The 25,668-nt window shown below is 33.8% G+C and carries 27 protein-coding genes and 1 pseudogene; 14 read left to right on the plus strand and 14 right to left on the minus strand.

Annotated elements, in window-relative coordinates; translation table 11 throughout:
* Nucleotides 1-4: 4 nt before the first annotated feature.
* Nucleotides 5-901, minus strand: a complete 897-nt coding sequence (locus tag CELAL_RS14245) for a hypothetical protein (RefSeq protein ID WP_013551599.1) — start codon at nucleotides 899-901, stop codon at nucleotides 5-7.
* Nucleotides 876-1,859, minus strand: a complete 984-nt coding sequence (locus CELAL_RS14250; protein WP_013551600.1) for a stage II sporulation protein M — start codon at nucleotides 1,857-1,859, stop codon at nucleotides 876-878. Before CELAL_RS14250 ends, CELAL_RS14245 begins: the two co-directional genes overlap by 26 nt.
* 33 nt (nucleotides 1,860-1,892) lie before the next feature.
* Here CELAL_RS14250 and CELAL_RS14255 point away from each other — a divergent pair, with 33 nt between their 5' ends.
* Together CELAL_RS14255 and CELAL_RS14260 are read left to right on the plus strand one after the other, a co-directional pair.
* Nucleotides 1,893-2,606, plus strand: coding sequence for an RDD family protein (locus CELAL_RS14255; RefSeq protein ID WP_013551601.1), 714 nt, complete (start codon nucleotides 1,893-1,895; stop codon nucleotides 2,604-2,606).
* Between the two features lie 3 nt (nucleotides 2,607-2,609).
* Nucleotides 2,610-3,227, plus strand: coding sequence for a trimeric intracellular cation channel family protein (locus tag CELAL_RS14260; RefSeq protein ID WP_013551602.1), 618 nt, complete (start codon nucleotides 2,610-2,612; stop codon nucleotides 3,225-3,227).
* A 179-nt stretch (nucleotides 3,228-3,406) separates the two neighbouring features.
* On the opposite strand, the gene CELAL_RS14265 is transcribed toward CELAL_RS14260, so the two are convergent.
* A complete protein-coding gene (locus CELAL_RS14265; RefSeq protein ID WP_041557743.1) occupies nucleotides 3,407-4,111 on the minus strand; it encodes a peptidylprolyl isomerase in 705 nt (234 codons plus the stop codon).
* Here CELAL_RS14265 and CELAL_RS14270 point away from each other — a divergent pair.
* The gene (locus tag CELAL_RS14270; protein ID WP_013551604.1) at nucleotides 4,110-4,748 is read left to right on the plus strand and encodes an NUDIX hydrolase; all 639 of its coding nucleotides are present in this window, start codon (nucleotides 4,110-4,112) and stop codon (nucleotides 4,746-4,748) included. The two genes, CELAL_RS14265 and CELAL_RS14270, sit on opposite strands and share 2 nt — an antisense overlap.
* A gap of 39 nt (nucleotides 4,749-4,787) precedes the next feature.
* A complete protein-coding gene (locus CELAL_RS14275; RefSeq protein ID WP_013551605.1) occupies nucleotides 4,788-5,591 on the plus strand; it encodes a lysophospholipid acyltransferase family protein in 804 nt (267 codons plus the stop codon).
* On the opposite strand, the gene CELAL_RS14280 is transcribed toward CELAL_RS14275, so the two are convergent.
* The 3 genes and pseudogenes from CELAL_RS14280 to CELAL_RS14290 form a co-directional block, all read right to left on the minus strand.
* A complete protein-coding gene (locus CELAL_RS14280; RefSeq protein ID WP_013551606.1) occupies nucleotides 5,588-6,235 on the minus strand; it encodes a hypothetical protein in 648 nt (215 codons plus the stop codon). The two genes, CELAL_RS14275 and CELAL_RS14280, sit on opposite strands and share 4 nt — an antisense overlap.
* 12 nt (nucleotides 6,236-6,247) lie before the next feature.
* Nucleotides 6,248-6,742 (minus strand): RNA polymerase sigma factor, encoded by a 495-nt coding sequence (locus tag CELAL_RS14285; protein WP_013551607.1) that lies wholly within the window; start codon nucleotides 6,740-6,742, stop codon nucleotides 6,248-6,250.
* 121 nt (nucleotides 6,743-6,863) lie between these two features.
* Nucleotides 6,864-8,081: pseudogene (locus CELAL_RS14290) on the minus strand (amidohydrolase); the annotation flags it as partial.
* Between the two features lie 65 nt (nucleotides 8,082-8,146).
* Between CELAL_RS14290 and tnpA the strand changes: the two are divergent.
* Nucleotides 8,147-8,584 (plus strand): IS200/IS605 family transposase, encoded by a 438-nt coding sequence (gene tnpA / locus CELAL_RS14295; protein ID WP_013549065.1) that lies wholly within the window; start codon nucleotides 8,147-8,149, stop codon nucleotides 8,582-8,584.
* A gap of 41 nt (nucleotides 8,585-8,625) precedes the next feature.
* Here tnpA and CELAL_RS22395 read toward each other — a convergent pair whose 3' ends face one another.
* Nucleotides 8,626-8,865, minus strand: a complete 240-nt coding sequence (locus tag CELAL_RS22395; RefSeq protein ID WP_041557744.1) for a hypothetical protein — start codon at nucleotides 8,863-8,865, stop codon at nucleotides 8,626-8,628.
* Nucleotides 8,866-8,960: 95 nt separating this feature from the next.
* Here CELAL_RS22395 and CELAL_RS14305 point away from each other — a divergent pair, with 95 nt between their 5' ends.
* Nucleotides 8,961-10,253 carry an NAD(P)/FAD-dependent oxidoreductase gene (locus CELAL_RS14305; protein ID WP_041558177.1) on the plus strand — a complete coding sequence of 431 codons (1,293 nt, stop codon included), beginning with the start codon at nucleotides 8,961-8,963 and terminating at the stop codon, nucleotides 10,251-10,253.
* Between the two features lie 119 nt (nucleotides 10,254-10,372).
* Nucleotides 10,373-10,867, plus strand: coding sequence for a hypothetical protein (locus CELAL_RS14310; RefSeq protein WP_013551609.1), 495 nt, complete (start codon nucleotides 10,373-10,375; stop codon nucleotides 10,865-10,867).
* 4 nt (nucleotides 10,868-10,871) lie between these two features.
* On the opposite strand, the gene xerD is transcribed toward CELAL_RS14310, so the two are convergent.
* Nucleotides 10,872-11,768 carry a site-specific tyrosine recombinase XerD gene (gene xerD, locus CELAL_RS14315; protein WP_013551610.1) on the minus strand — a complete coding sequence of 299 codons (897 nt, stop codon included), beginning with the start codon at nucleotides 11,766-11,768 and terminating at the stop codon, nucleotides 10,872-10,874.
* Nucleotides 11,769-11,952: 184 nt separating this feature from the next.
* Here xerD and CELAL_RS14320 point away from each other — a divergent pair, with 184 nt between their 5' ends.
* The 3 genes from CELAL_RS14320 to aroQ all read left to right on the plus strand — a co-directional run bounded on the left by CELAL_RS14320 (nucleotide 11,953) and on the right by aroQ (nucleotide 13,569).
* Complete coding sequence (locus CELAL_RS14320; protein WP_013551611.1) at nucleotides 11,953-12,483, plus strand: hypothetical protein; 531 nt, start codon at nucleotides 11,953-11,955, stop codon at nucleotides 12,481-12,483.
* Between the two features lie 130 nt (nucleotides 12,484-12,613).
* Entirely contained in the window at nucleotides 12,614-13,078 is a 465-nt protein-coding gene (locus CELAL_RS14325; protein WP_013551612.1) for a hypothetical protein, read from the plus strand.
* A 77-nt stretch (nucleotides 13,079-13,155) separates the two neighbouring features.
* Nucleotides 13,156-13,569 (plus strand): type II 3-dehydroquinate dehydratase, encoded by a 414-nt coding sequence (aroQ, locus tag CELAL_RS14330; protein WP_013551613.1) that lies wholly within the window; start codon nucleotides 13,156-13,158, stop codon nucleotides 13,567-13,569.
* 278 nt (nucleotides 13,570-13,847) lie between these two features.
* Here aroQ and CELAL_RS14335 read toward each other — a convergent pair whose 3' ends face one another.
* The 6 genes from CELAL_RS14335 to CELAL_RS14360 form a co-directional block, all read right to left on the minus strand.
* Nucleotides 13,848-14,531, minus strand: a complete 684-nt coding sequence (locus CELAL_RS14335; RefSeq protein WP_013551614.1) for a hypothetical protein — start codon at nucleotides 14,529-14,531, stop codon at nucleotides 13,848-13,850.
* Nucleotides 14,532-14,631: 100 nt separating this feature from the next.
* Nucleotides 14,632-15,525 carry an IS1595-like element ISCal1 family transposase gene (locus tag CELAL_RS14340; RefSeq protein WP_013549103.1) on the minus strand — a complete coding sequence of 298 codons (894 nt, stop codon included), beginning with the start codon at nucleotides 15,523-15,525 and terminating at the stop codon, nucleotides 14,632-14,634.
* A gap of 71 nt (nucleotides 15,526-15,596) precedes the next feature.
* Complete coding sequence (locus CELAL_RS14345) at nucleotides 15,597-15,881, minus strand: DUF3817 domain-containing protein (protein ID WP_013551615.1); 285 nt, start codon at nucleotides 15,879-15,881, stop codon at nucleotides 15,597-15,599.
* A 69-nt stretch (nucleotides 15,882-15,950) separates the two neighbouring features.
* Nucleotides 15,951-17,342 (minus strand): dihydrolipoyl dehydrogenase, encoded by a 1,392-nt coding sequence (lpdA, locus tag CELAL_RS14350; RefSeq protein WP_013551616.1) that lies wholly within the window; start codon nucleotides 17,340-17,342, stop codon nucleotides 15,951-15,953.
* 182 nt (nucleotides 17,343-17,524) lie between these two features.
* Nucleotides 17,525-18,025 (minus strand): peptide-methionine (R)-S-oxide reductase MsrB, encoded by a 501-nt coding sequence (msrB, locus tag CELAL_RS14355; protein WP_013551617.1) that lies wholly within the window; start codon nucleotides 18,023-18,025, stop codon nucleotides 17,525-17,527.
* A gap of 155 nt (nucleotides 18,026-18,180) precedes the next feature.
* Nucleotides 18,181-18,747 carry a hypothetical protein gene (locus CELAL_RS14360; RefSeq protein ID WP_013551618.1) on the minus strand — a complete coding sequence of 189 codons (567 nt, stop codon included), beginning with the start codon at nucleotides 18,745-18,747 and terminating at the stop codon, nucleotides 18,181-18,183.
* Nucleotides 18,748-18,915: 168 nt separating this feature from the next.
* Between CELAL_RS14360 and glgB the strand changes: the two genes are divergently transcribed.
* The 4 genes from glgB (at nucleotide 18,916) to CELAL_RS14380 (ending at nucleotide 25,658) form a co-directional block, all read left to right on the plus strand.
* Nucleotides 18,916-20,811 (plus strand): 1,4-alpha-glucan branching protein GlgB, encoded by a 1,896-nt coding sequence (gene glgB, locus CELAL_RS14365; RefSeq protein WP_013551619.1) that lies wholly within the window; start codon nucleotides 18,916-18,918, stop codon nucleotides 20,809-20,811.
* Between the two features lie 103 nt (nucleotides 20,812-20,914).
* Nucleotides 20,915-23,314, plus strand: a complete 2,400-nt coding sequence (locus tag CELAL_RS14370; RefSeq protein WP_013551620.1) for a glycoside hydrolase family 31 protein — start codon at nucleotides 20,915-20,917, stop codon at nucleotides 23,312-23,314.
* 100 nt (nucleotides 23,315-23,414) lie between these two features.
* A complete protein-coding gene (locus tag CELAL_RS14375) occupies nucleotides 23,415-24,224 on the plus strand; it encodes a M48 family metallopeptidase (RefSeq protein ID WP_013551621.1) in 810 nt (269 codons plus the stop codon).
* 93 nt (nucleotides 24,225-24,317) lie between these two features.
* Nucleotides 24,318-25,658 carry an MFS transporter gene (locus CELAL_RS14380; RefSeq protein ID WP_013551622.1) on the plus strand — a complete coding sequence of 447 codons (1,341 nt, stop codon included), beginning with the start codon at nucleotides 24,318-24,320 and terminating at the stop codon, nucleotides 25,656-25,658.
* The last annotated feature ends 10 nt before the right edge of the window (nucleotides 25,659-25,668 follow it).

A 25,668-nucleotide genomic window follows, 5' to 3' on the forward strand; every position in this document is an offset into this window, starting at 1 on the left:
TAAATTACGAATCTAAATCTCCTCCTAATTTTTGAATACGTTCCATAGTTCCTTCATTATTTTTTATTTCATTAAGGTTGAAATAAATAAAAGCAATAGCAACGAGTGATATAATATTAAATAAGAATTGCGCAAGCGTAGAAATTAAATTTAGAACAATATAAATGGGGTCTACAAAGTTTACATCCATATTTTCTGCATCCATTTCTCCAGAAAAAATACCCAACTTAAAATATTGGTATATAACGGCAGGGATGCTAAAAGCGTAGGAGGCAAATGTAACGATAAGCCCTACTACGAAAATAGTAGCAAAAGTCATCCACCAGTGTTCTTTAACCAAATCAAAACTATACCCAAAGGAATCAGTAGCACTTCTTTTGCTATAGACCATAATAGCAAAACTCAAAGAAAGTGGTACGTATAAAAATATTCCAGGAATACAGCAAAATATTAAGGCGATCCCTACAGATAAAATAACTAAAATACCTAGACCTATGAAGCTCCAGAAATTTTTATACACGTTTTTTCTTATCTCAGTTTCGTTAATAACGCCGTTATTTTCTGCATAAGATTGTATATAATATAGCGTAGTGGCTTGTGAAAGTACATAGGTTGCTATTCCAGAAAATAGTAAAGCAATTACTGCAAGAATAAAATTGATACTAGAAAATGCATTAAGAGGATTAGAATTAAAATTAGCATTTGCATTAAAATCTAATAAAGAAGAGAAACTAGAAAAATAGAAACCATAGCTAATTAAAAATACGGCCAAATAAGGACCTACAATCTTAAAGAAGGTAGTAAAGAAAGGTTTAAATTGGATGCGTAAAAAAGCAAAAGTATCGGACAAAATATCGCCTAGCTCTCGTTTTTTCTTAAATTCTATGTGTTGAATTTTCATGTATTTGGTTTTTTTTATGAAGTTGAATTGGGTAAATAATATAATAAAAAACGATTAATGATAATGAAGTAAAGATGATGAAAATAGCTAACCAATCGGGCATTTCGGTATGTCTCGTAACAAAACCTTCTAGAAAACCTGCAATGATAAAAAACGGAATAGTGCTTACTACAATTTTTAAACCGTTGAGCACTCCAGTTTTAAAAGAGTCTATTCTTGGGTAAGTCCCTGGAAACAACATACCATTGGCTAAAACCAATCCTGCACATCCAGCAATAATAATAACAGAAATTTCTATAGTACCATGAATCCAAATGGTTCTTACGGATTCCCACCCCAAACCTTTTTCAAAAAAGAAATACTGAAAAGACCCTAACATCAACCCATTGCTGAGTAATATATATAAGGTGCCTATTCCTAGTAAAACTCCGTAAACAAAGGCCATTAGTGCTACACGAATATTGTTGATGGTAATACCAAGGAACATGTTAAATTCTCCCTGTTCTTTGTACACCTTCATGGGGTCATTATTTTCAATATTATCCAAGGTCATATTTACATAATTATCGCCTAAAATAGAACGGACAAAATCTCCTTCATTTGCGGCAGAAAAAACGCCAACAGCCACAAAAAAACCAAAAAAGAGAAAAGCAATTAAAAGTTCTCTTTGATGGTGGTAAAACATGGTCGGAAATTCTGTTTTCCAAAAACGTACAATACGGTTCTTAGATTCTCGTTTTGTTTTATAGATTTGCCTATGGGCTTGCCCAGCGAGTGCATTCAGAAAAAATTCAGTGTTGCTTTGTGGGTAGAATGTCTTGGCATAACTTAAATGATCGGTAATTTCAATATAAAGGTCAGAAAGTTCGTCAGGATTTATTTCTGTTTTCTTTGCAAGGACATTTTCAAAAGTTGTCCATTTGTCTTTATTTTGTTTAACGAAAGCAGCCTCGCGCATTAACCTTGGGTATTTATCCAAAGAAAGTAAAATATGGAACAATTTCAAATAGAAACCGCTCAAAATATAAGTATTAGTCAAAATACAGCACATTTAGGCGATCGAATGTTGGCGTTTTTGATCGATACGCTCATAATCGTTGCGTATTATATTATTGTAATTATACTTATGGTCTCCTTAAATTTGGATGGAGGAGATTCTTGGGCGATGTATATGTTATTTTCATTGCCCCCTTTTTTGTATTATTTGTTGTTAGAAACCTTTAATAATGGTAAAACGGTAGGAAAAAGTGCTTTGAAAATTAGGGTAGTAAAACTAGACGGATCAAACCCTACATTTGCAAATTATTTTGTGCGATGGATATTGCGAATTTTGGATATATCATTAAGTTCTGGAGGGGTAGCTGTATTAACCATATTACTTAGAGGAAACGGACAGCGAGTAGGAGATATGGCAGCTGGTACCACGGTAATCAGTGAGAAAAAAAGAATAAGTATTAGAGATACTGTTCTTAGAGAATTACCAGAAGATTATGCGCCAAGATTTCCGCAAGTAACCGTGTTTAGTGACCGAGAAATGCAAACGATTAAACAAATGTATGATGATGCACGTAGAAAAGGAGACCACAATGTAATTGTAGAGTTAAGTAAGAAAATTAAAAAAGTAGCTGTAATTACCACAGATCTTATGGCTATAGAATTTGTAGATATTGTTATTAAAGATTATAGTTATTACACACAAGATTAGCATATGTTTTATTTTACTATTGATATTTTAGGGATTATAGCCTTTTCTATTTCTGGCGTTATGATGGCCATGGATAAAAAGCTAGATATTTTTGGAGTTTTTATCATCGCTTTCGTTACCGCCGTTGGTGGGGGTACTTTGCGTGATATTCTTATCGGAAGTACACCCGTAATCTGGTTGGAAGATATTGTTTATCTAGCTACCATTTTAGGAACTGTATTTGGTGCTGTTATTTTTAGAAGCCAGTTAAAATACCTTCGAAAGTCTTTGTTTTTGTTTGATACTATTGGAATAGGTTTGTATACAATGGTGGGTATTCAAAAAGGAGTAGCGATAGGTCTTCATCCAATTATGTGTGTAGGTTTAGGAACCATAACGGCAAGTTTTGGCGGGGTTATACGCGATATTTTATGTAATGAAATTCCGGTAATTTTTAGAAAGGAAGTATATGCTACCGCTTGTATTTTAGGCGGAATTGGTTACTTTTTATTAGAAAAACTACCACTGAAAGATGCCTACCCTTATGTGGGTGGTATTATTATCGTTATTACAGTGCGTTTATTAGCCGTTTTATTTAAGATTACGTTGCCTAATATCTATAAAACACCAAAGGAAGTTTAAATTCTTAGGTGCAAACTAACACGTTTTAGATGAAAAAGTATTCGTTGGGCCGGTTCTACGACAGCAGAACTGGCTAAAGAATAGCATACGTTTGTATAAAATGAAAGTGAAGAGCGTGTCAGTTCATGAATAGATAAACCGATTCAAACCATTTTTTTTTTTGAACTTTCATCTTGACCTTAAAAAGCTTCAGCCTTAAGAATATGAATATTCTGTACTGGCCAATCACCTTGTTCTACAGGTTGGCTGTTAATTAAATCAACCACATCCATACCTTCAATAACTTTACCAAAAGGTGTATAAGTATCATCTAAATGATAGGACCCTGGCTTTGTAACCACGATAAAGAACTCAAATGGGGATGCTAGTTTATGTGGATTGTCTAATTCACTACTAGGCATAGAAATAGTACCTCGATGGTGTTTGTATCCTTTTTTGGTGTCTGGGGGTAATAAATACCTACCTATTTCGCCACGCTTTCTACCTGTTTCTATATTATCAGAATTGCCTCCTTGAATAATAAAATTCTTTACCACACGATGAAAGTAGGTAGAATTAAAATATCCTTTTTTCGTTAAATAGATAAAATTAGCTTTATGATAAGGCACATCGTCATAGAGTTGAATCGTAAAACTACCAAGATTAGTCGTTATTTTTACCTTATCCTCTTTTAATGTTTTTGAATATTCAAAGAAAAACGGAATTGCATTTTCTTCATCCAAAACAAATTTTTCAGGTTCTTCTTTTTTAGAGATTTCAGTAGTCGAATCTTTTTTAATCTCCGTAGTTGAAGTTTTCGGAGTTGTTTTTGTTGGCGTATCTTTACAAGAAGAAGCCATAAGAAGTATACTAAAGGCTAAAAAATAGAACTGTTTTTGTACCATGAATTTTGAGGATTTTTCTAAACGGATTTCAAAAATAAAAAATCTACCGCTTCCAGGGGTCGATTCGCACTATAAAATGGCGCCAGAAATTCGTATTAACGAATTACAGAAAATAGAAAAGGCATCAAAAAATGCTCGTAAAGCAGCGGTAATGTCACTTTTCTATCCTAAAAAAGAAGAAACTACGCTCTTATTAATTCTTAGGAAAACTTATAAAGGTGTTCATTCTAATCAAATTGGCTTTCCTGGAGGAAAGGCAGAGAAATTTGATGCAGACTTATTGCAAACGGCGTTAAGAGAAACGCATGAAGAAGTAGGTGTGCCTCCAGCGCAAGTAGAAGTTATAAAATCACTTACAGAATTATATATACCTCCTAGTAATTTTGAAGTACAACCCTATATAGGATTGTATAAAAATCCAAGTCCGTTTATTCTTCAAGAAAGAGAAGTTGCTGCACTTGTAGAAGTTTCTTTGCAAGATTTTATGGATGACGGAGCTATTTTTAATCAAAATTTAACAACATCCTATGCAAAAAATATTGATGTACCTGCCTTTAAATTAAATGGTTACACGGTTTGGGGAGCTACTGCAATGATGTTGAGTGAAGTAAAAGAGTTATTAAAGCAAGTACTATAACGCTTATTTTGTAATTTTGTAGGTACTAAACGAACTACGATGCCCCTATTTAAGAAAAATCCTTTTGGACATAATTTATTTATTAAGAAATGGTTGATTCGTATTTTAGCGCTACTTTCTCATAGAAGGTACAAAGGATTCAATACATTAGAAATAGAAGGTGCAGATATTCTCCGCAGCTTACCAGAAACTAATGTGCTGTTTGTTAGTAATCACCAGACCTATTTTGCAGATGTTGTTGCTATGTTTCATGTGTTCAATGCAAGTTTAAGTGGGCGAGATAATAATATCAAAAATATTGGTTACATCTGGAACCCTAAATTAAACATGTATTATGTTGCGGCAGCGGAGACTATGAAGAAAAGTCTGCTGACTAAAATTTTAGCCTATGCAGGATCTATAAGTGTAGAACGTACCTGGAGAGCAGAAGGTAAAGATATTAATAGGCAGGTTAAAATGAGCGATATCTCCAATATTGGTAAAGCGCTTGATGATGGCTGGGTCATAACCTTTCCTCAAGGAACAACAACACCGTGGAAACCTCTAAGAAAAGGTACTGCGCATATTATTAAAAAATACAGACCTATAGTAGTTCCAGTCGTTATTGATGGTTTTAGACGCTCTTTTGATAAAAAAGGATTGCGTGTTAAAAAGAAAGGAATTCTTCAATCTATGGTTATTAAAGAACCTTTAGATATTGATTATGAAAATGAGTCTTTCGACGCAATTATCGAGAAACTAGAATATGCTATTGAACAGCATCCATCATTCTTAAAAGTTCTTTCTGCAAAAGATTTAGCAGCTTTAGATGAAGAAAACAAACAACGTAAATGGCGTGTTTAAATTTCTAATTTTTTAAGTTCTGCATAATTCTTGTTTAGCTTTCTTAAAAGTAATCCGTAAAGTAAAAAATATACGACTCCCATTAATGCTACCATAATAAGTCCAAATATTCCAATAGTAATAATTAAGGTTCTTTTTATTTCACTTGGGTTTATATTTTTTACATCCGTACTCATATTGGTTATAAGCGCAGAAAAGTCATTGTTTAAGTAAATACCAAGCATAAACATAGCGATCATGATCAACACCATAGTTAAAGAGAAGATAATATAATACTTCACTGTTCTTCGTGTTTTTAATATTTTAGACATCAAGTGTTTCGCATTGTCAAGGGCAGAAATCTCTTTGTATCTACGGTAGAATTGATAGATAAAATAACATACTACAGCATAATAAAACACAGAAAATCCTATGAAATAGTTGTCAAAACCAGTGGTGCCAAAAAGGTCTATATTGTTTTTTGTAGATGGCAGTAGGTAGAGAAGGTGTGGTAAAACAAATTCTAAAATACTGATCACAAAAATCCACTTTACAATAGAAGAAGATTTCTTCCATAGCATTTTATAGATCTCGTCATAGGTCAATTTTGGGTGTGCTACGTCCTTCTTTTGCCAATCTCTTTTTAATAATTCTAGTTCATCCATCATTATATACTCTTATGGATTAAGTATGGTTCTTAATTTTGTCTTGATCCTATTCATCTTAACTCTTGCATTTACTTCAGAGATACCTAATGTCTCAGAAATTTCGGTATAGTTTTTATCTTCTAAATACAGAAATACTAAGGCCTTGTCAATGTCATTTAATTGCTTTACGGCTTTGTACATTAATTTTAGCTGTTGTTCTTCTGTTGCATCATATTCGTCGGCTTTTATTTTAAATATTACCGAATCATAATCAATTGTTCTTACGCTTTTTTTAGATTTTCTATATAGCGTTATCGCTGTATTTAATGCCACACGATACATCCATGTGCTAAATTTAGCATCACCTCTAAATTTTGGATATGCTTTCCAAAGTTGAATGGTAATTTCTTGGAATAAATCATTATGGGCATCGCTATCATTTGTGTACAGCGTACAAATCTTGTGAACAATATTCTGATTGTTCTCAAGTTCAGTTACAAATGAATGCTCTAATTCTTTACTCACGTTGTGGTTGGTTGATGCTTATTAGTAGCGTAAACTATAACTATGTTACACTTAAAACTAAAAAAACCGATAAATAATTTATCGGTTTTTTTATACCATATCTTCAATACCCTGAAAATCATTAGTTTCTGTAATCTAAAGCAGGTTCTCTATCGCCTAAAAGGGGAAGATATATAAAATCTTTGCCTCTTTTTTCCTCTAATTCTGCTTTTGCTTTTACGATTAAATCTGGATTATTAAAAACATCTATAGCCGTTAATGCTAGTGTTTTTGCTGCATTCATCATTCCTGTATATCCTATAGATGTACCGCCAGCGGCAACAGCTTGCCAACTATGAGCGGCTGTTCCTGGAACCCAAGTAGCAGTACTTAAACCTGCAGTTGGGACCGTAAAACTAACATCGCCTACATCTGTAGAACCAAAAGCCTTACCTTCCGTGGTATAGGGTGCAATTGTATTTACTTTATCCATATCAGTCTTATCAAATCCTAACGTGAGCGATATTTCATCTGCAAATTTTTGTTCTTCAGGAGTATATGTGAATCCGCCTACTTTAGTCAAATTTTCATACATGATTTTTTGAATAGTTAAATTTGGGAGTAATTCGTGTGTACCACCTATCATTTCATATTTCATGGTGGTTCCAGTACCCAATGCAGCTCCTTCTGCGGCATTTTTAAGGCGTTCAAAGAGATCAATAACAACGTCTCTAGTGTTATGCCTTACGTAATAATACACTTCAGCATAATCTGGAACTACATTAGGGGCTTTTCCTCCATCTGTAATTACATAATGTATTCTAGCTTCCTGAGGAATATGTTCTCGCATCATATTTACCATAGCATTCATACTTTCTACGCCATCTAATGCAGAACGCCCTTTTTCAGGAGATGCTGCCGCATGTGCCGAAATACCATAAAATCTAAATTTCGCAGATTTATTGGCTAATGCTGCACCAGCGCTTGCTGCATTCAGACTGCCTGGATGCCAATGTAGTGCAATATCTACATCATCAAATAACCCTTCTCTTACCATATATACTTTTCCAGACCCACCTTCTTCTGCAGGGCAACCGTAAAAACGAATAGTACCCTTTATAGCATTAGACTTCATCCATTCTTTTACGGAAATAGCAGCAGCAGTAGAAGCTGTACCAAATAAATGATGTCCGCAAGCATGCCCAGCAACTTTCCCTAAAGATTCTTTTTTTGATATCGCTTTTTGCGAAAGTCCTGGTAGTGCATCATATTCACCAAGAATAGCAATTACAGGAGAACCACTACCATATTCAGCTATAAAAGCTGTGGGGATTCCTGCGACACCTTTATTGGTCTCAAAAATAGTTAAAACTATGCACTTTAGTGCATTTCGCTTTAGCTTCTAAAAAGACCTACCTTTGATTTATGGCTGAACAAAGGACTAATGGACATAGCGTTTCGAGGTTGACTGCTCACTTAGTTTGGAGTACAAAATATCGTTATTCTGTTTTGGAAGGCGATATTCAGATTCGTTGTCGAACAATCTTATTACAAATATGTGATTCTGAAGATGTTCAGATATTGAAGGGAGTTGTTTCAAAAGACCACGTTCACATGCATATTGAATATCGACCATCAATGAGTCTAAGCTATTTGATGAAGAAGTTAAAGGGTAGAAGTTCTCGAAAGCTTCAACAAGAATTTCCTGCATTAAAGTCAAAATATTGGGGTCGTCACTTTTGGGGAATAGGTTATGGTTGTTGGAGTACAGGTAATATAACTGATCAAATGGTTAATGAGTATTTGGAGCATCATAGAAAGCCAGATGATGGAGAAAACACAAATTTCATATTGGAACGATGACTTTTGGGTGACTTTAAGTCACCAGCCAGAAACTATGGACTTTAAGTCCATAGTGGTTCATTTATAGTAAACCCATTCTTCTTGAGTGTCTTTTGTAAAAGCGCACTACTTTGTTCTTCTTGATACCCCATCTCAGCATAATCCCATATGTTTTGGGCTATAGCGGTATATTCTTTATTTTTAGATTCTAAATTTTTCAGAACATCTTCTTTAGTTTCTTGGGCCATTAAAAAAGGCACACAAAAAAGACTTATTAAGACAGGGAGTAATTGTTTCATCATGGGAAAAGAATTTTTCTATTATAGATCACTATAAAAATAGCATTTTCTTTTATGCTAGCTAACACCGATTGTTTATTTTTACTTTTATGAGCGCAATGAACATTCCAAAAAGTAGTTTCCCCCGTATCATAATTATAGGAGGAGGTTTTGCAGGTATTTCTTTAGCAAAAGAATTAAGTAAAAAAGAGGTGCAAGTGCTACTTTTAGATAAAAATAATTACCACACCTTTCAACCGCTTTTATACCAGGTGTCTACTGGCGGTTTAGAACCAGATTCTATAGCTTATCCTATCCGGAAAGTCTTAAAAGATTATCCAAATTTTTTCTTTCGTTTGGCAAATGTAGAAGAAGTAAATCCAAGTAAAAATGAATTAATAACTAATATTGGAGCTATTAATTATGATTATTTGGTGATGGCAACAGGGTCTGAAACTAATTTTTTTGGTAATAAAGAGATTGAAAAAAACGGAATGGTCATGAAGTCTATTCCAGAATCCTTGAACTTAAGGAGTTTAATTCTTGAAAACTTTGAACAAGCCTTGCTTACAGATGACCTCCATTTAAGAGATGCGCTCATGAATTTTGTCATTGTTGGAGGCGGTCCAACAGGTGTAGAGTTAGCAGGAGCTCTAGCAGAAATTAAAAAAGGCATTTTGCCAAAAGATTATCCAGATTTAGATACCAGAAGAGTACAGATAAACTTAGTGCAATCTGGCGATCGAATTTTAAAGGAAATGAGTGAAAAGGCTTCTAAAAAGGCAGAAGATTTTTTAGAAGAATTAGGGGTGCAAGTATGGAAAAATACGCGCGTAAAAAGTTACGATGGAAAGTTAGTGACCACTCAAACGGATTTATCTTTTGAAGCAGCAACACTTGTTTGGGCTGCAGGAGTAAAAGGTGCAGCAATAAAAGGTTTAGATGCAGAAGAATTATTAATGCGTGGTAATCGTATTAAAGTAAATGAATTTAATCAAGTGATTGGTCATGAGAATATTTTTGCTGTAGGCGATGTTGCAGGAATGGAACTCCCGGATTACCCTAGTGGACACCCTATGATGGCGCAACCCGCAATGCAACAAGGTAAAAACTTAGGTAAAAACTTAACATATCTGTTAGGGAATAAACCCCTAAAACCCTTTATTTATAATGATAAAGGGAGCATGGCTACTATTGGTAGGAATAAAGCAGTGGTAGATTTAGATGCATATAAATTTCAAGGAATTTTTGCTTGGTTTGTTTGGATGTTTGTACACCTATTCTTTTTAATAGGGTTTAGGAACCGTATGATTGTTTTTATCAATTGGGTATATAATTATGTCCGTTTTGATCGCGAAGCACGTTTAATTATTAGACCGTACAAGAGAGATTATACCATGTTTAAAGATTAAAATTAGCTGTTTGTTTTCGATACGCTATGTTAATATTAAGATAATAATCTCTGTGCTTGTATGATTAGTAGTAGTTTTTAGTTATTTTTCTCATCTATTGTTTTCTAAAAACTACTACAATGGTTAAAAATATATTGCTGCTTTCTTTCGTAATGGGTACTACTATTGTTTTTAGCCAAGAGATAAATGAGTATGGTATTCCTAGTAGTTTGATTGGTTTATCTGTTTCATCTACAGGATATTCCAATTATTATAATGATGAACAGCACTCTACTTTTACTGTGGATTGGAAGATTAATGAAAAAAATGCATTATTGTTGAGAGGTTATTATGATACAAACTCCATGGGAGATATTTTTAAAACACAGTTATTGTTTCGAAAATCAATTTCAGATAGGTTTTATATCTTTTCAGGGCTAGAGATGAATATGGAACGAATTGTTATAGATGGAGCAAATAGCACTGAAAATTTTAAAGCAATCAATGGTATTGGGTATAAAGTTCAGGAAGATTTTTTAATTGAACTCGTCAACGAAACTATAATAGGGAAACAAAATTTAAATAACAATTATAGCAAAAGTCTAATAAGATTAGGAGCTAAATTTAAGTTTTAAATGATTACTTTCTTGGATGAAACTCATTAAGAACTTGAGCCAAATGAGAACGATCTACATGCATGTATACTTCTGTAGTCGTAATACTTTCGTGTCCTAACATTTGTTGAATAGCTCTTAGGTCTGCTCCATTTTCTAATAAATGTGTAGCAAATGAATGTCTAAAAGTATGCGGACTTATGGTTTTTTTTAAATCGATTTTTATAGCTAATTGCTTTATTATCGTAAAAATCATGGCTCTAGTCAATTGTCTTCCTCTTCTATTAAGAAACAGGATATCTTCAAAGCCTTTTTGAATATTTAGATGCACTCTTATTTCATTCTTATATAGGTTGATGTATTTTTTGTTGATGTCGCTAATAGGAACAAAACGCTGTTTATCTCCCTTACCAGTAACTTTAATGAAGTCTTCTTCAAAAAACAAATCAGAAATTTTAAGGTTGATAAGTTCAGATACCCTAACACCACAACCATATAAGGTTTCTAAAATAGCTCTGTTTCGTTCTCCTTCTGGAGTAGACAAATTTATAGCAGCGATCAAATCATTAATTTCATCTTCAGAAAGCGTATCTGGTAATTTTCTACCAGTTTTAGGAGACTCTATTAATTCTAAGGGGTTGTCAATTCTATAGTCCTCAAAAACTAAGTAATTAAAAAAACTTTTTAAGCCCGAAATGATCCGAGCTTGAGAACGTGGATTTACATCTTTAGAAATTTCATAAATAAATTGTTGAACAATATGCTTGTCTATTTGAATAGGAGAAGTGACTATCTTATTCGTTTCTAAAAATAAAAGTAGCTTTTGTATATCTAAAGAATAGCTACTAATAGAATTTTCAGAAAGACCGCGCTCTATTTTTAAATAGTTTTGATAATCATTCAATGCAATGTTCCATTTCATACGTTAAATGTACCTGAAAATTAACATTAAAAACAAACTTTTTTTCGAGGTCTAATTACTTGATTTTGTGTAATTTGATAAAATAATTTAGATATTTTGTCTATTTCATAGAAAATACTTTAAAATAAAATGTAATTCTTATCGTTTTCACTTTTAAATATAACATAAACAAAAACTTAAAATTATGAAAAAAGTGTTTTTAATTGCTGCTATGGCTTTATTTGGATTTGGTGTTCAGGCACAAGATGAAGTTAGTGGCGGTCAAACGGACATGGGAAGTTGGTTGATTGAAGCGAATACAGGTTTTGGTGCGGCTGCAGCATCAAATACGTCATTCTCTTTAAATTCAATTGACGGAGATACCTCATGGTCTATTGGTGCTGAAGGTGGTTATTTTGTTGCCGATGATTTAGCAGTAAAAGTAGGTTTAGGTTATTCCGACACTACTATTGGCCTTTTAGATTATAGTTCATTTAATTACAAAATTGGTGCTAAATACTATATCTCAAGTATGATTCCTGTTCAGGTTGATTATGCAGGTGCAAGTATTAAAGATGCTGATGAGAACCCTAGCTATATTGGTTTACAAGGTGGTTATGCTATCTTTTTAGGTCAGAATGTTAGCATTGAGCCAGGTTTACGTTACAACGTTGCTTTGAATGATTTTTATGAAGATAGATTACAATTCAACGTTGGTTTTGCATTACATTTCTAAGATAAAATAAGAGTATAAAAAGTAGAAGGGAGCCAATTGGCTCCCTTTTTTTTGTATAAAACTGAAGGATAAATTTTGCAGTGTTGGCTAAAAAAAATAGCTTTGATTCCTTAATGGAAAACAATAGATAATGAAAAGAATAACAAAATTTGTATTTGTATTATGTGTGTTCGGGTTGTCGCAACTACGTGCACAATCAGACTATAAAATGGCGGCAGGCTTAGGAATAGATTTTGGTTCAGGGCAAACCTATGTGGGGCCAAGCGCTAAATTTTTTCTAGCTCCAGATGCGGCTATTGAAGCTGATGTATTATTTGCAAGTGGATCTACATTAATTCAAGCATTTTATGAATACCACGGAGCAATAGAGAGTACAGATGGTTTAAAATGGTATGCGGGAGTAGGACCAGGGGTTACTTTATATGATGGTGGTTCTAATTTTTTAATACGTCCTTTGGTTGGGTTAGATTTTAAATTTAATACCGTACCCTTAGCACTTACATTTGACTGGAGACCTGCTTTAGGATTTAACGGAGATGGTAGTGATTTTGAAGCTGCTAGATTCGGATTAGGGTTTAGGTATGTTTTAGACTAATTACTCTTTTAAAATATTAAAAAGCAGAAGTGTACCTTCTGCTTTTTTTATGCCTTTTAATTTAATATTTTAGCAGAATGAAAATACTAATACTTAACGGTCCAAATTTAAATCTTTTAGGCAAGCGCGAACCAGAAATATATGGTTCAGATACTTTTGAAGATTATTTTACAAAACTGCAGTTTAAGTTTAAGGATATCGAATTAGAATATTTTCAATCCAATTTAGAGGGAGAGCTTATTGGAAAAATCCAAGAAGTAGGTTTTTCTTATGATGGTATTGTACTAAACGCTGCAGCTTATACCCATACATCTATAGGTATAGGCGATGCTATTAAAGCAATAACGACCCCTGTTATTGAGGTTCATATTTCTAATACGCACAAACGCGAGGAGTTTAGACACGTGTCTTATATATCTCCTGTTGCCAAAGGTGTTATTTTAGGTTTCGGATTGCAGAGTTATGATTTAGCACTACAGAGTTTTTTATAATTTATTTTTGTAACTAGCGTTTTTAATTAATGACCTATTGTCATAGGATTTTTTGTGTTCAGAGATAGAGCAAATAATTCCTATAAAATTGAACAAGCTCGCTATGCCTAATTTTTTTTAGCAGAATCACAGATAAGTCATACCAAAGGATGAGGGTGTATTTCTTTATTAGAATTTTCACAAGTAGCTAATAAATAAATAGCCTCTAAATAACAACTCCCAGAGCAAAGGTTTGTCAGGGTTTCTCGTGGAGCTTACTGTGTACCTATTTTTTATTGCTATTTTATTAATGTTGTTATATACCCAGAGAATTTTTGAGCAGGATAATCATGTCCGAATAAACCTCTAGTTTTAAATTGTTTTAAGGAAGCTTTTAAAGTTTCTTCGGTAAACTTAGAAGTTGCTAGATCAAAATTAGCATCTCCTTCTGTCGCAAAAACTTTATGACGTTGTACCCAAATAGAATCAGCATCTATCTTCTTTACAAGAAACCATGTATTGCCGTTATCAATGACATTAGCGCTATCTGTAGTGGTGTACAGGACCATAATTTTATCTCCAACACTAACCTGTTCAATAGCTTCAGATTCAGATTCATAATCGTTTTGTCCAAATACATTATAGCCAATAACAACAGAAATTATAGATAGGGGTAGCATCAATAGAATATAAAACCACTTAGTAAAACTTAATCTTTTAGGCTGTAGTTTTAAGATGCTTTTTTCATTGAGGTAATACTGCTCAATTTCATCGGTCCAAACTACAGGAGCAATTTCAGATTGTGTATTATCGCAGAAAAGTTTACCACTAACATTAGAGGTTATTTTTTTTGAAAAAGCTGTTTCTATTCTTTTTTGATGAAATTGGAGCTCCAGACAGTTAGAGGTTCCACAACCAGGACATTTACTAGGTATTTGTTTCGTTCCAATAGGATCATAATAATCTGTTACGCTAAAATACATACAGGCTCTTTTTAATTGATTAAAGCAAAGGTGTTGTATTTATGAAATGAAAAAACCCCTGATAACAGGGGTTTTAAAATAAGGTTTTAGAGGTCAGTAGTTAATTACTTATTAATTCAGCTTGATTGATTTTATCATTATTGACCATTTTAACAATAAGATTATTGAATATTGTAGCTTTACTTTGAGATCTGTTTATTCTAAAACAAAATTCATTGAAATATCTATTTAAATTATTGTCACTAACCCAAGAATAAGTTGTTCTTATCCAAGATTTAACCTGATGTATCATTGTATGAAGCGCTTTAAAATTTAACCCTCCATTACTTTCTATTTGTGTGATGTCGTAAGCCTTTGCAATAGGACTATAGCCTCTCCATTTATCTGTAGTAATCTTTGCGTTTCGGCTGATATGGTTGACAAAAATATATTGTAAGGATTGTGCTGAAAAATCATCTATTTTCATAGCATACATTCTTTTTACCTTTCCATCTTCTGTAAGCTGAACAGCTGTAACCGCCTTCTTTTTCTTAGCATTGTAGCTTCTGCCAACTTTTGTTTCTTCTCTGCCCCCTAAAACAAATTCATCTACATGAACAACTCCGTCCATAGGATTATTCCCACTCGAAGACATAGCTTCTCTGACCTTAAGCATAAAAAGTCTAGCTGTTTTTTCTGTTACTCCGTAACGTACTCCCATATAACTTGCAGATAAGCTTTTCGTGCTTGTAGCCATCTCAAAACAAATAAAAAATGCTTTGCGAACACCAAACTTTACCTTGTGAAATAAAGTATCTGCTGTTGCGGATTCTGTATGTCTACAAATATTACATTGCCTAGAGAAATCAGCACGTGTTTGACAGGCTATATGATTGCATCTAGAACATTTAAAAGGGGTTTTAGACTTAATATTTGTTAAATATTCTTTGCAATCATTGTCCGTTTTGAAGCAATCAGAGAACTCTAGAAGATTTTGACCCTTGAAAATATCCATAATTTAATATATTTACTGAGTATCAAGATACGAAGTTAGCTACTGACCTCTATAAGGTTTAAAGTGATTTTTTAAGCTTCTAGCGGTTTTAAATATTTTTTGTCAATATAAAATGTCGCAAAGGGAAGGAATGCGGCTATAAATATAATTAAGAACCTTTTAAGTCCCCATTTCCTTTCGTAGCAAAATAATACGGCTAGTACGCAATAGGCAATAAATAAAAACCCATGAGCATAACCAATATAAATATTTGGTTCAGGAATGCCTGCTAAGTATTTTAAGGGCATGCCAACACCAAATAATAGCAAATAAGAAATTCCTTCTAAAATTGCGGTAAGACTAAAAATTTTAAGCATAATTGTATATTTTAGGGTATAAAAAATGCCGTGTTTTACCACAGCATTTTAGTTGTTTTTAGAATTATGTTATAAATGAATTACTTCATCATAAGCAGCTGCAACAGCTTCCATAACAGCTTCGCTCATTGTAGGGTGTGGGTGTATTGCTTTTAATATTTCATGCCCAGTAGTTTCTAATTTACGAGCTACTACAGCTTCAGCAATCATATCTGTTACTCCGGCACCAATCATATGACAACCTAACCATTCGCCATATTTGGCATCAAATATAACTTTTACAAAACCATCAGGAGTTCCAGAAGCTTTAGCTTTTCCACTCGCAGAGAATGGGAATTTTCCTATTTTAATATCTAATCCTTTTTCTCTGGCTTGTTTTTCTGTTAAACCAACAGAAGCAATTTCTGGAGAACTATACGTACAGCCAGGAATATTACCATAATCTAAGGGCTCTACATGTAAGTTTGCTAATTTTTCTACGCAAAGGATTCCTTCTGCAGAAGCAACGTGTGCTAGAGCAGGACCAGGAGTAACATCGCCAATAGCATAATAACCAGGAATGTTTGTTTGATAGAAATCGTTTACTAAAATTTTATCACGATCGGTAATTATACCAACATCTTCTAAACCAATATTTTCAATGTTAGTTTTAATACCTACTGCAGAAAGTACAATGTCTGCTTCTAAATGCTCTTCACCTTTTGCTGTTTTTACAGTAACTTTAACGCCTTCACCAGAAGTATCTACCTTGGTAACTTCAGAAGAAGTCATAATCTTAACCCCTGCTTTCTTAAAGCTACGTTCTAGTTGTTTAGAAATATCCTCATCTTCTACAGGAACAACATTTGGTAAGTATTCTACAACAGTAACTTCTGTACCCATTGCATTATAGAAATAAGCGAACTCAATTCCAATAGCACCACTACCAACAACAATCATTTTCTTAGGCTGACTTTCTAAAGTCATTGCTTGTCTGTAGCCAATTATTTTTTTACCATCTTGAGGCAAATTAGGTAATTCTCTACTACGAGCACCAGTTGCTATAATGATATTAGTAGCACTGTATTCTGTAACTGTGCCTTCGGCATCTTTTACAGCAACTTTTTTTCCAGCTTTTAAAGTACCAAAACCCTTGATAACTTCAATCTTGTTCTTTTTCATAAGAAATTGAACACCTTTACTCATACCCTCGGCAACATCACGGCTTCTTTTTACAACCGCACTAAAATCTTTATCTACATTACTTACTTTTAAGCCGTAATCTTCCGCATGTAGTAAATAATTAAAAACTTGAGCAGACTTTATCAATGCTTTAGTTGGTATACAACCCCAGTTTAAACATACGCCACCAAGAGATTCTTTCTCTATAATGGCCACTTTAAATCCTAACTGAGATGCTCTAATCGCAGTTACATAACCTCCTGGGCCACTTCCTAAAACAATAATATCAAAATTGCTCATGTATATATTTTTTTTGATGTTTTAATTTGAAGTTGCAAAGTTACAAAATCGAAAGCAAAAGGATTGCTAGTTTTTAAAAATTACAGGAGAGATTTGTTACAAATAGAAAAAGGCTGTTTTTTTAAAAAACAGCCTTTTCATATTCTAATAGATTCCTTTTTTTTTTGGAAATAAAAAACAACTTATTTTGAAGGAGTAAAATGTACCGCAGCTCCATTAATACAATGTCTTTTTCCTGTAGTTTTACTAGGGCCATCATTAAAAACATGCCCTAAATGCCCGCCACAAACTGCACAATGTTCTTCAGTACGTTCATAACCAATTTTGTAATCTACATCAAAAGCAACATTGCCTTTAATTTCTTGATCAAAGCTTGGCCATCCTGTGCCTGAGTCAAATTTGTTTTCGCTCTTAAAAACAGGAGTGCCACAACCAGCGCAAGAGTATACTCCTGCTTCTTTTATTTTTAAAAGATTGCTAGAAAATGCACGTTCTGTACCTTCTTCTCGGAGAACGTAATATGCTGTAGCTGTTAATTTTTTACGCCATTCATCTTTTGAAAGACTGACTTCAAAATTTTCTTCTTGTTTGGTGTTATCGTCCATCGCAACTTTCTTCTCTTGAGATACACCGTTGCATCCAGTCACAACAAATAATACACCTAATAGGATATTCTTAATCATAGCTTTTTTTTTAAATTTAAATTTTCTTTTCACTGTAATTTACGTAGCTCAGAATTAATTGGTCGTTAAAATTTTGATAAATGTACAGGTGCCTGTAAATAAAAAGCTCCATTAGAAATCTTTCTAATGGAGCTTTTGTCTTTATGTTTAGGTTATTATTTCATAGAAATACGAGCAATACTTTCTTCTTCAACATTGATAGCATTTAATACAGCAGACATGTTGGACTTATCTAGTTTAGAACTTAGAAAATTACCAGGTAGTATAACTATTCTAAATAATTGATTATCTGTAAAATCAGTGCTTATGCCTGATAAATCAAAATTTCCGTCTAGAAAAATTTGAGTATCTCTAGCGGTGTGTGTATTAGTGTATTGTATTGTTCCGCCGTCTAAAAAGAAACTTTGAGGAATTAAGCTCCAATTATCTTGTACTACTCCATCATTAAAGGTAATGTTAGAATCGAAACGATACACTAGAATAGCATCTTCAGGTAATACTTCAAAAGAGGTGTAATCAATGAAAGTTAATGTTTCGTCGTAGATATTATTATTTGCATTATAAATAAGATTTACATTATCGACTTCAAAAACTCTTGCGTTAATACCATCCTCTCCATCCGCTCCATCAAATCCTCTTTCTCCATTTAATCCATCACTCCCTGAGCAAGAAACAAATAATACTATTGAAAACATTCCTAATAATTGTATCGCTTTTTTCATTTTATTTTATTTAAGTTTTATATATTGTTTTTCACGTTTAATGATAGAATCAAAAAGCATTCCATTCTTAATTTCTTAGAATTAAATTGGAAACTGTTTCAAAAGTAACGTTTTATTAATCGAACTATTATTCAAACTTGATTATATTGCAGTAAATAAAATATCCTCATGCCAAACGTAGAAGTACATAGCCTATTTACAGAATTTGATATAAATCTATTTAAAGCGGGTAAACATTTTCAGTTGTATGAAAAATTAGGGTCACACCTTATTACTTTAAATGGAATTAAAGGCACCTATTTTTCAGTGTGGGCTCCCACAGCAAATTCCGTTAGTGTTATTGGCGATTTTAATTCATGGCAAGTAGGAGAGCATGAGCTTAACGTACGTTGGGATGATAGTGGTATTTGGGAAGGTTTTATTCCAGAAATAGAAAAAGGCGCTCTTTATAAGTATAGTATCAGGTCTAATAACCAAGGTATTAGAACAGAGAAAGCAGATCCTTTTGCGCGCTATTGCGAAAAACCACCCAAAACTGGTTCTGTTGTTTGGGATGGTGATTATTCGTGGCAAGACAAGGCGTGGATGGGTTACCGTAAAGATAAAAATGGTTTAGATAAACCGTATTCCGTGTATGAAGTGCATTTGGGGTCTTGGAAACGAAAAGAAGATAATCAGTTTTTGAGTTATTTAGAATTGGCAGAGGAGTTAGTGCAGTATGTAAAAGAAATGAATTTTACACATGTAGAATTTATGCCGATTATGGAATACCCGTATGACCCTTCTTGGGGGTACCAATTAACAGGCTTTTTTGCACCAACGTCTAGATTTGGAAACCCAGAAGAGTTTAAAGTTTTGGTAGATAAATTACATCAGAATGATATTGGGGTTATATTAGATTGGGTTCCATCACATTTTCCTGAAGATGCGCATGGACTAGGATTTTTTGATGGCTCACATTTATATGAGCACCCGGATAGACGTAAAGGATATCATCCTGATTGGAAAAGTTTAATTTTCAATTATGGTAGAAATGAGGTTCGTGCATTTCTAATTAGCAATGCTATGTTCTGGATGGATCAGTTTCATGTAGATGCCCTACGGGTAGATGCTGTTGCTTCAATGATTTACCTAGATTATTCTAGGGAAGAAGGCGAGTGGGAGCCAAATATTTATGGAAATAATGAAAATTTAGAGGCAATTTCATTTTTAAAAGAAATGAATCAGCAATTATATGCAAGTTTTGACGGTATACAGACCATAGCGGAAGAATCTACTGCTTTTTCAGGGGTGTCACGACCTGTAGATTTAGGTGGTTTAGGCTTTGGGATGAAATGGATGATGGGTTGGATGCATGATACTTTAGAGTATTTTAAAAAAGAAGCTATCTATAGAAAACACCATCAGAATGATATTACGTTTAGTATGACGTATGCCTTCTCTGAGAATTTTATGCTTCCTTTTTCGCATGATGAAGTGGTGTATGGGAAACAATCGCTTTTAAATAGAATGCCAGGAGATGAGTGGCAGCGTTTTGCTAATTTGCGTTTGCTATTTGGGTACATGTTTACACACCCAGGAGCAAAGCTAATTTTTATGGGAGGAGAGTTTGGACAATCTTCTGAATGGGATTTCCAGAAAAGTTTAGATTGGCATTTGACGCAATATAATTTTCATTCAGGAATACAAGAAACTGTAAAAGATTTAAATACCATTTATAAAAACTATCCGGCATTGTATGAAAAGCAATTTAGTACAGAAGGTTTCCAATGGATAGATTATGGTGATGGTGAAAATTCTGTACTGGCATACATCCGAAAAGGACATGATGCTAAAAACGATTTACTTGTAATCTGTAATTTCACTCCAGTACAAAGAGATAACTATAGATTAGGGGTTCCAAAAGCAACTAAACTAAAAGAAATTTTTAATAGTGATGCTGAAAAATATGGAGGCTCAGGAGTGTTAAATGCGAAGATCAAAACAGAAAAAATAGCGAGTCATACATATAAGAATTCCATAGAAATAACATTGCCTCCGCTCGGAATTGTTATTTTACAATAAAAAAACATGACTATAACGTAATAGTTTGTAATTGGGTAAAGTATAGTTTTATTATTTGCGCATAATATCTTTTTTTTGTCAGTATAAATAATTTCGATCAGCTATGATTACGAATACAGAGCTTGAATATAAAGGAAATTTATATCCGAATGAAATTGTAGATTTCAAACAGGATACCGATAAAATATATTTCACAACTGCCAATGGAGTAATCCTCCAGATTACAGTTTTAAGAAATAGTATGATCCGTTTTAGGTATGCAACAGATCATAATTTTGAACCAGATTTTTCTTATGCTTTAAATAAAAATGCATTAAGGGGATATAATGAATTAGATATTCGTGAAACACCTACGGAATATATAATTTCAACAGTAAGAATGAATATTCTTATTGATAAGAAAACACTACGCACTCAAATATCTGATCCTGAAGGAAATATCATCTGTGAAGATGAGTTGGGTTTTCATTGGGAGGAGAATTATGAATATGGGGGCAATATTGTAAAAATGAGTAAAATAACCCGTACTGGCGAAAGTTATTACGGTATGGGTGATAAAGCAACACATTCAAATTTAAAAGGTAAGCGCGTAGAGAATTGGGTCACCGATCAATATGCTTATGGTAAAGACCAAGACCCTTTATATAAAGCAATTCCTTTTTATGTAGGGTTAACAGATAACAAAGCTTACGGTATTTTCTTTGATAATACCTTTAAAACACATTTTGATTTTGCTCACGAGAAGAAACATGTTACTAGTTTTTGGGCAGATGGAGGGGAGATGAACTACTATTTTATCTATGGGCCAACTATGGAGAAAGTGGTGCGTTTGTATACAGATTTAACAGGCACACCAGAATTACCACCTTTATGGGCCTTAGGTTTCCAGCAATCTAAATGGAGTTATTTTCCAGAGAGTAGAGTAAAAGAAATAGCACAAAAATTTAGAGACCTTAGAATTCCTTGCGATGGTTTATACTTAGATATAGATTATATGGATGGCTTTAGGTGTTTTACATGGGATAAAAAACTATTTCCAGATCCTAAAAAAATGATTGCTGATTTGGCTGAAGATGGCTTTAAAACAGTAGTTATGATAGATCCGGGAATTAAAATTGATAGAGATTACTGGATTTATCAAGAAGCCATGGAAAAAGATTACTTCTGTAAAAGAGGTGATGGACCTTATATGCATGGTAAAGTTTGGCCTGGGGAGTGTAATTTTCCAGATTTTACAAATCCTAAAGTTAGAAAATGGTGGGCAGAGCTGTATAAAGAGTTCATGGCAGATATAGGCGTTCATGCTGTATGGAACGATATGAATGAACCTGCCGTGATGGAGGTGCCATCCAAAACAGCTCCGTTAGATACGCGTCATGATTATGATGGCCACCCAAGTACCCATAGAAAAGCGCATAATGTGTATGGTATGCAAATGGTTAGGGCAACCTATAATGGTGTTAAAAAACACGTATATCCCAAACGCCCTTTTGTCATAACAAGAGCGGCCTATGCAGGAACACAGCGTTATGCGTGTACCTGGACTGGCGACAATGTTGCTACTTGGGAACATTTATGGCTAGCCAATGTACAAATGCAACGCATGTGTATAAGTGGATATTCGTTTGTAGGATCAGATATTGGTGGATTTGCAGAACAGCCAGATGGCGAGTTATTTGCTCGATGGGTGCAACTTGGTATTTTTCATCCATTCTGTAGAGTGCATTCTAGTGGAGATCATGGCGATCAAGAGCCTTGGTCTTTTGGGGAAGAAATTACAGACATTGTTCGGAAATATATAGAGTTAAGGTATCAATTGTTGCCTTATTTATATACCATGTTTTACAAATATTCTAAAGAAGGCTTACCAATGCTTCGTGCTTTGGTAATGTACGACCAAGAGGATCCTCAAACACACTTTAGAACAGATGAGTTTATATTTGGAGAACAAATTTTAGTTTGCCCAATACAAGAGCCAAATTCTAAAGGACGAAGAATGTATGTACCTAGAGGTAAATGGTATAATTACTGGAATGGGGAAGTGATTAAGGGAGGAATGGAAAAATGGGTAGTAGCAGATATAGACAAGATTCCTATGTTTATAAAAGAAGGTGCAATGATTCCTAAATATCCTGTTCAACAGTATGTTGGCGAGCTAAAAGTTTTAGAATTATTGGTAGATGTGTATTTTAAATTGGGAGTAGAAAATTCTACAGTTTACGAAGATGCTCAAGATGGTTTTGATTATAAAAAAGGAAGGTATAGCCTCCGTAATTTTAAATTAAATGGTAAGGAGAATGAATTGATCATTCAGCAATTTAAAGATGGTTCTTTTATAACATCTTATGAAACTATAAAGATGCAATTACACGGTTTGCCTTTTACTATAGAAGCTGTTTTAATAGATAGTGAAAAGGTGAGTTTAGATGCTGTAAAATTGTTGGAAAACAATTGTATTGAGGTCCCAAAAGAATTTACAACATTACAATTATTAGGCAGCTAATTTTTCGTAATTTTAACCTCTAAACATTAACTATATTAAAGAATATGCTTTATGCGTAACCTCTTAAGGTTGAATTCTTTAAGCGATTAAAAATATTATTATGAAAAAAATTATTTTAATTCTTGCAATATTTATAGGCGTATCTGCTTGTAAAACAAACCCGTTTACGGGAAAGAAAATGTTAAATGCATTTCCTAATAGTCAAATTTTCCCAACAGCATTCGCTCAATATGACCAGTTTTTAACAGAAAATAAAACAGTTGAGAATACTGCTGATGCTAGGATGATTACAACCGTAGGACAACGTATTGCCTCTGCGGCAGAACGTTGGTTAACCGCAAATGGATACCCAGGGTATTTAGATGATTATAAATGGGAATATCATTTAGTGCAAGATGAAACGGTAAATGCTTGGTGTATGCCTGGAGGCAAAATTGTTTTCTATACAGGAATATTGCCAATTTGCCAAGGTGAAACAGGAGTAGCAGTAGTAATGGGGCATGAAGTTGCTCACGCATTAGCAGATCACGGAGCACAGCGTATGACCGCTAGTTATGGTCAGCAAATAGGTGCAGTTGTTGGTAATGTAGCAATTAAAGATGAAAAATCTTTGGGGTTATTTAATCAATATTATGGTGCGGGTTCTAATGTTTTAGGAATGCTGCCTTTTAGTAGAGGTCATGAAACAGAAGCTGATAAAATAGGATTGCAAATTATGGCAATTGCGGGCTATAACCCAGACGAAGCTGCAGAGCTTTGGAAGAGAATGAAAGCAAATAGTGGTGCCTCAACTACTCCAGAATTTATGAGTACCCACCCTTCTAATGATACAAGAATAAATAATCTAACCGTTTGGGCGCCAGAAGCAAAAGCTGAAGCGGCTAAATTTGGTGTCACTAGTTTTAAATAATTGTAGTGAAATTTAAATATTAAGTAATATATTAAGCTGTTCTTTTTAAAGAACAGCTTTTTTTATGTAAAAAATAAAACTACCAACACAACCATGGCAAAAATTCAAGCAGAAAAAGGGAGTAAAAAATTATTAAATGCCTGGGCGTTTTATGATTGGGCTAATTCAGTATATACCTTAACAATAGCCTCTTCCATATTTCCGATTTTTTATTCCGCCTTATTTGCGTCTTCAGATGAGTTGGTAAGTGCTTTTGGTTATGAAATGAAGCCTACAGTATTAATATCTATAGTTACTGCTTTTACCTTTTTAACCGTAGCGATACTATCTCCTATTTTATCAGGAGTTGCAGATTATGTAGGGAATAAGAAAATGTTCATGAAGTTTTTCTGCTATGTAGGGAGTATAGGTTGTATGGGTTTGTACTGGTTTAGCTTAGACTATATTCATTTAAGTATGTTCTTTTATTTTATGGGCTTGATTGGGTATTGGGGGAGTTTGGTTTTTTATAATTCTTACCTACCAGACATTGCTTTTGAGCACCAGCAAGATAGTATTAGTGCTAAAGGTTTTTCTTTAGGGTATATAGGAAGTGTGCTTTTGTTAGTTTTAAATTTAGCGATGGTAATGATGCCAGAAATGTTTGGGTTTGATGTTGGTGAAACAGAAGAATCACTTAACCTAGCTAAATTTGAAGCCATGAAAATTTCTTTTATTACGGTGGGTATTTGGTGGGCACTATTTAGTCAGTATACCTTTTATGTATTGCCAAAAGGAGTATCTACAGGACATAAAATAACAAAGTCGGTTGTATTCAACGGTCTAAAAGAACTTGGACTAGTGTGGGATAACTTAAAGCAAAATAAAAGATTAAAACGTTATTTAGGCGCATTTTTTGTGTTTAGTATGGCGGTACAAACCATTATGTTAATGGCGGTTTATTTTGGAGAAAAAGAAATAAGTTGGGCTACAGATTCTGAGAAAACAACCGGACTTATTATTAGCATTTTGGTTATTCAACTGGTGGCCGTACTGGGTGCGTATGTAACCTCTAAAGCATCTGGAAAATTCGGGAATATAAGGACCTTGATTTTTGTTAACTTTATTTGGCTGTGCTTGTGTTTTTACGCCTTCTTTATGATTACTCCAATGCAATTTTATATTGCGGCAGGATTAGTAGGTTTGGTTATGGGAGGCGTACAATCTTTAGGGCGTTCTACTTATTCTAAATTCTTGCCAGAGACAGACGATACTACTTCGTATTTTAGTTTCTATGATGTCGCAGAGAAAATTGGTATTGTTATCGGAATGGTAATTTTTGCAGTCGTAGATCAAGTTAGTAATATGCGCTATGCTATTTTATTCTTGTTTGTATTTTTTCTAGCCGGGATTATTTTACTTTTTAGAGTGCCAAAAGAAAAACCTCTTAATTAAAAGAGGTTTT

Source organism: Cellulophaga algicola DSM 14237, from assembly GCF_000186265.1.
Lineage (GTDB): Bacteria > Bacteroidota > Bacteroidia > Flavobacteriales > Flavobacteriaceae > Cellulophaga > Cellulophaga algicola.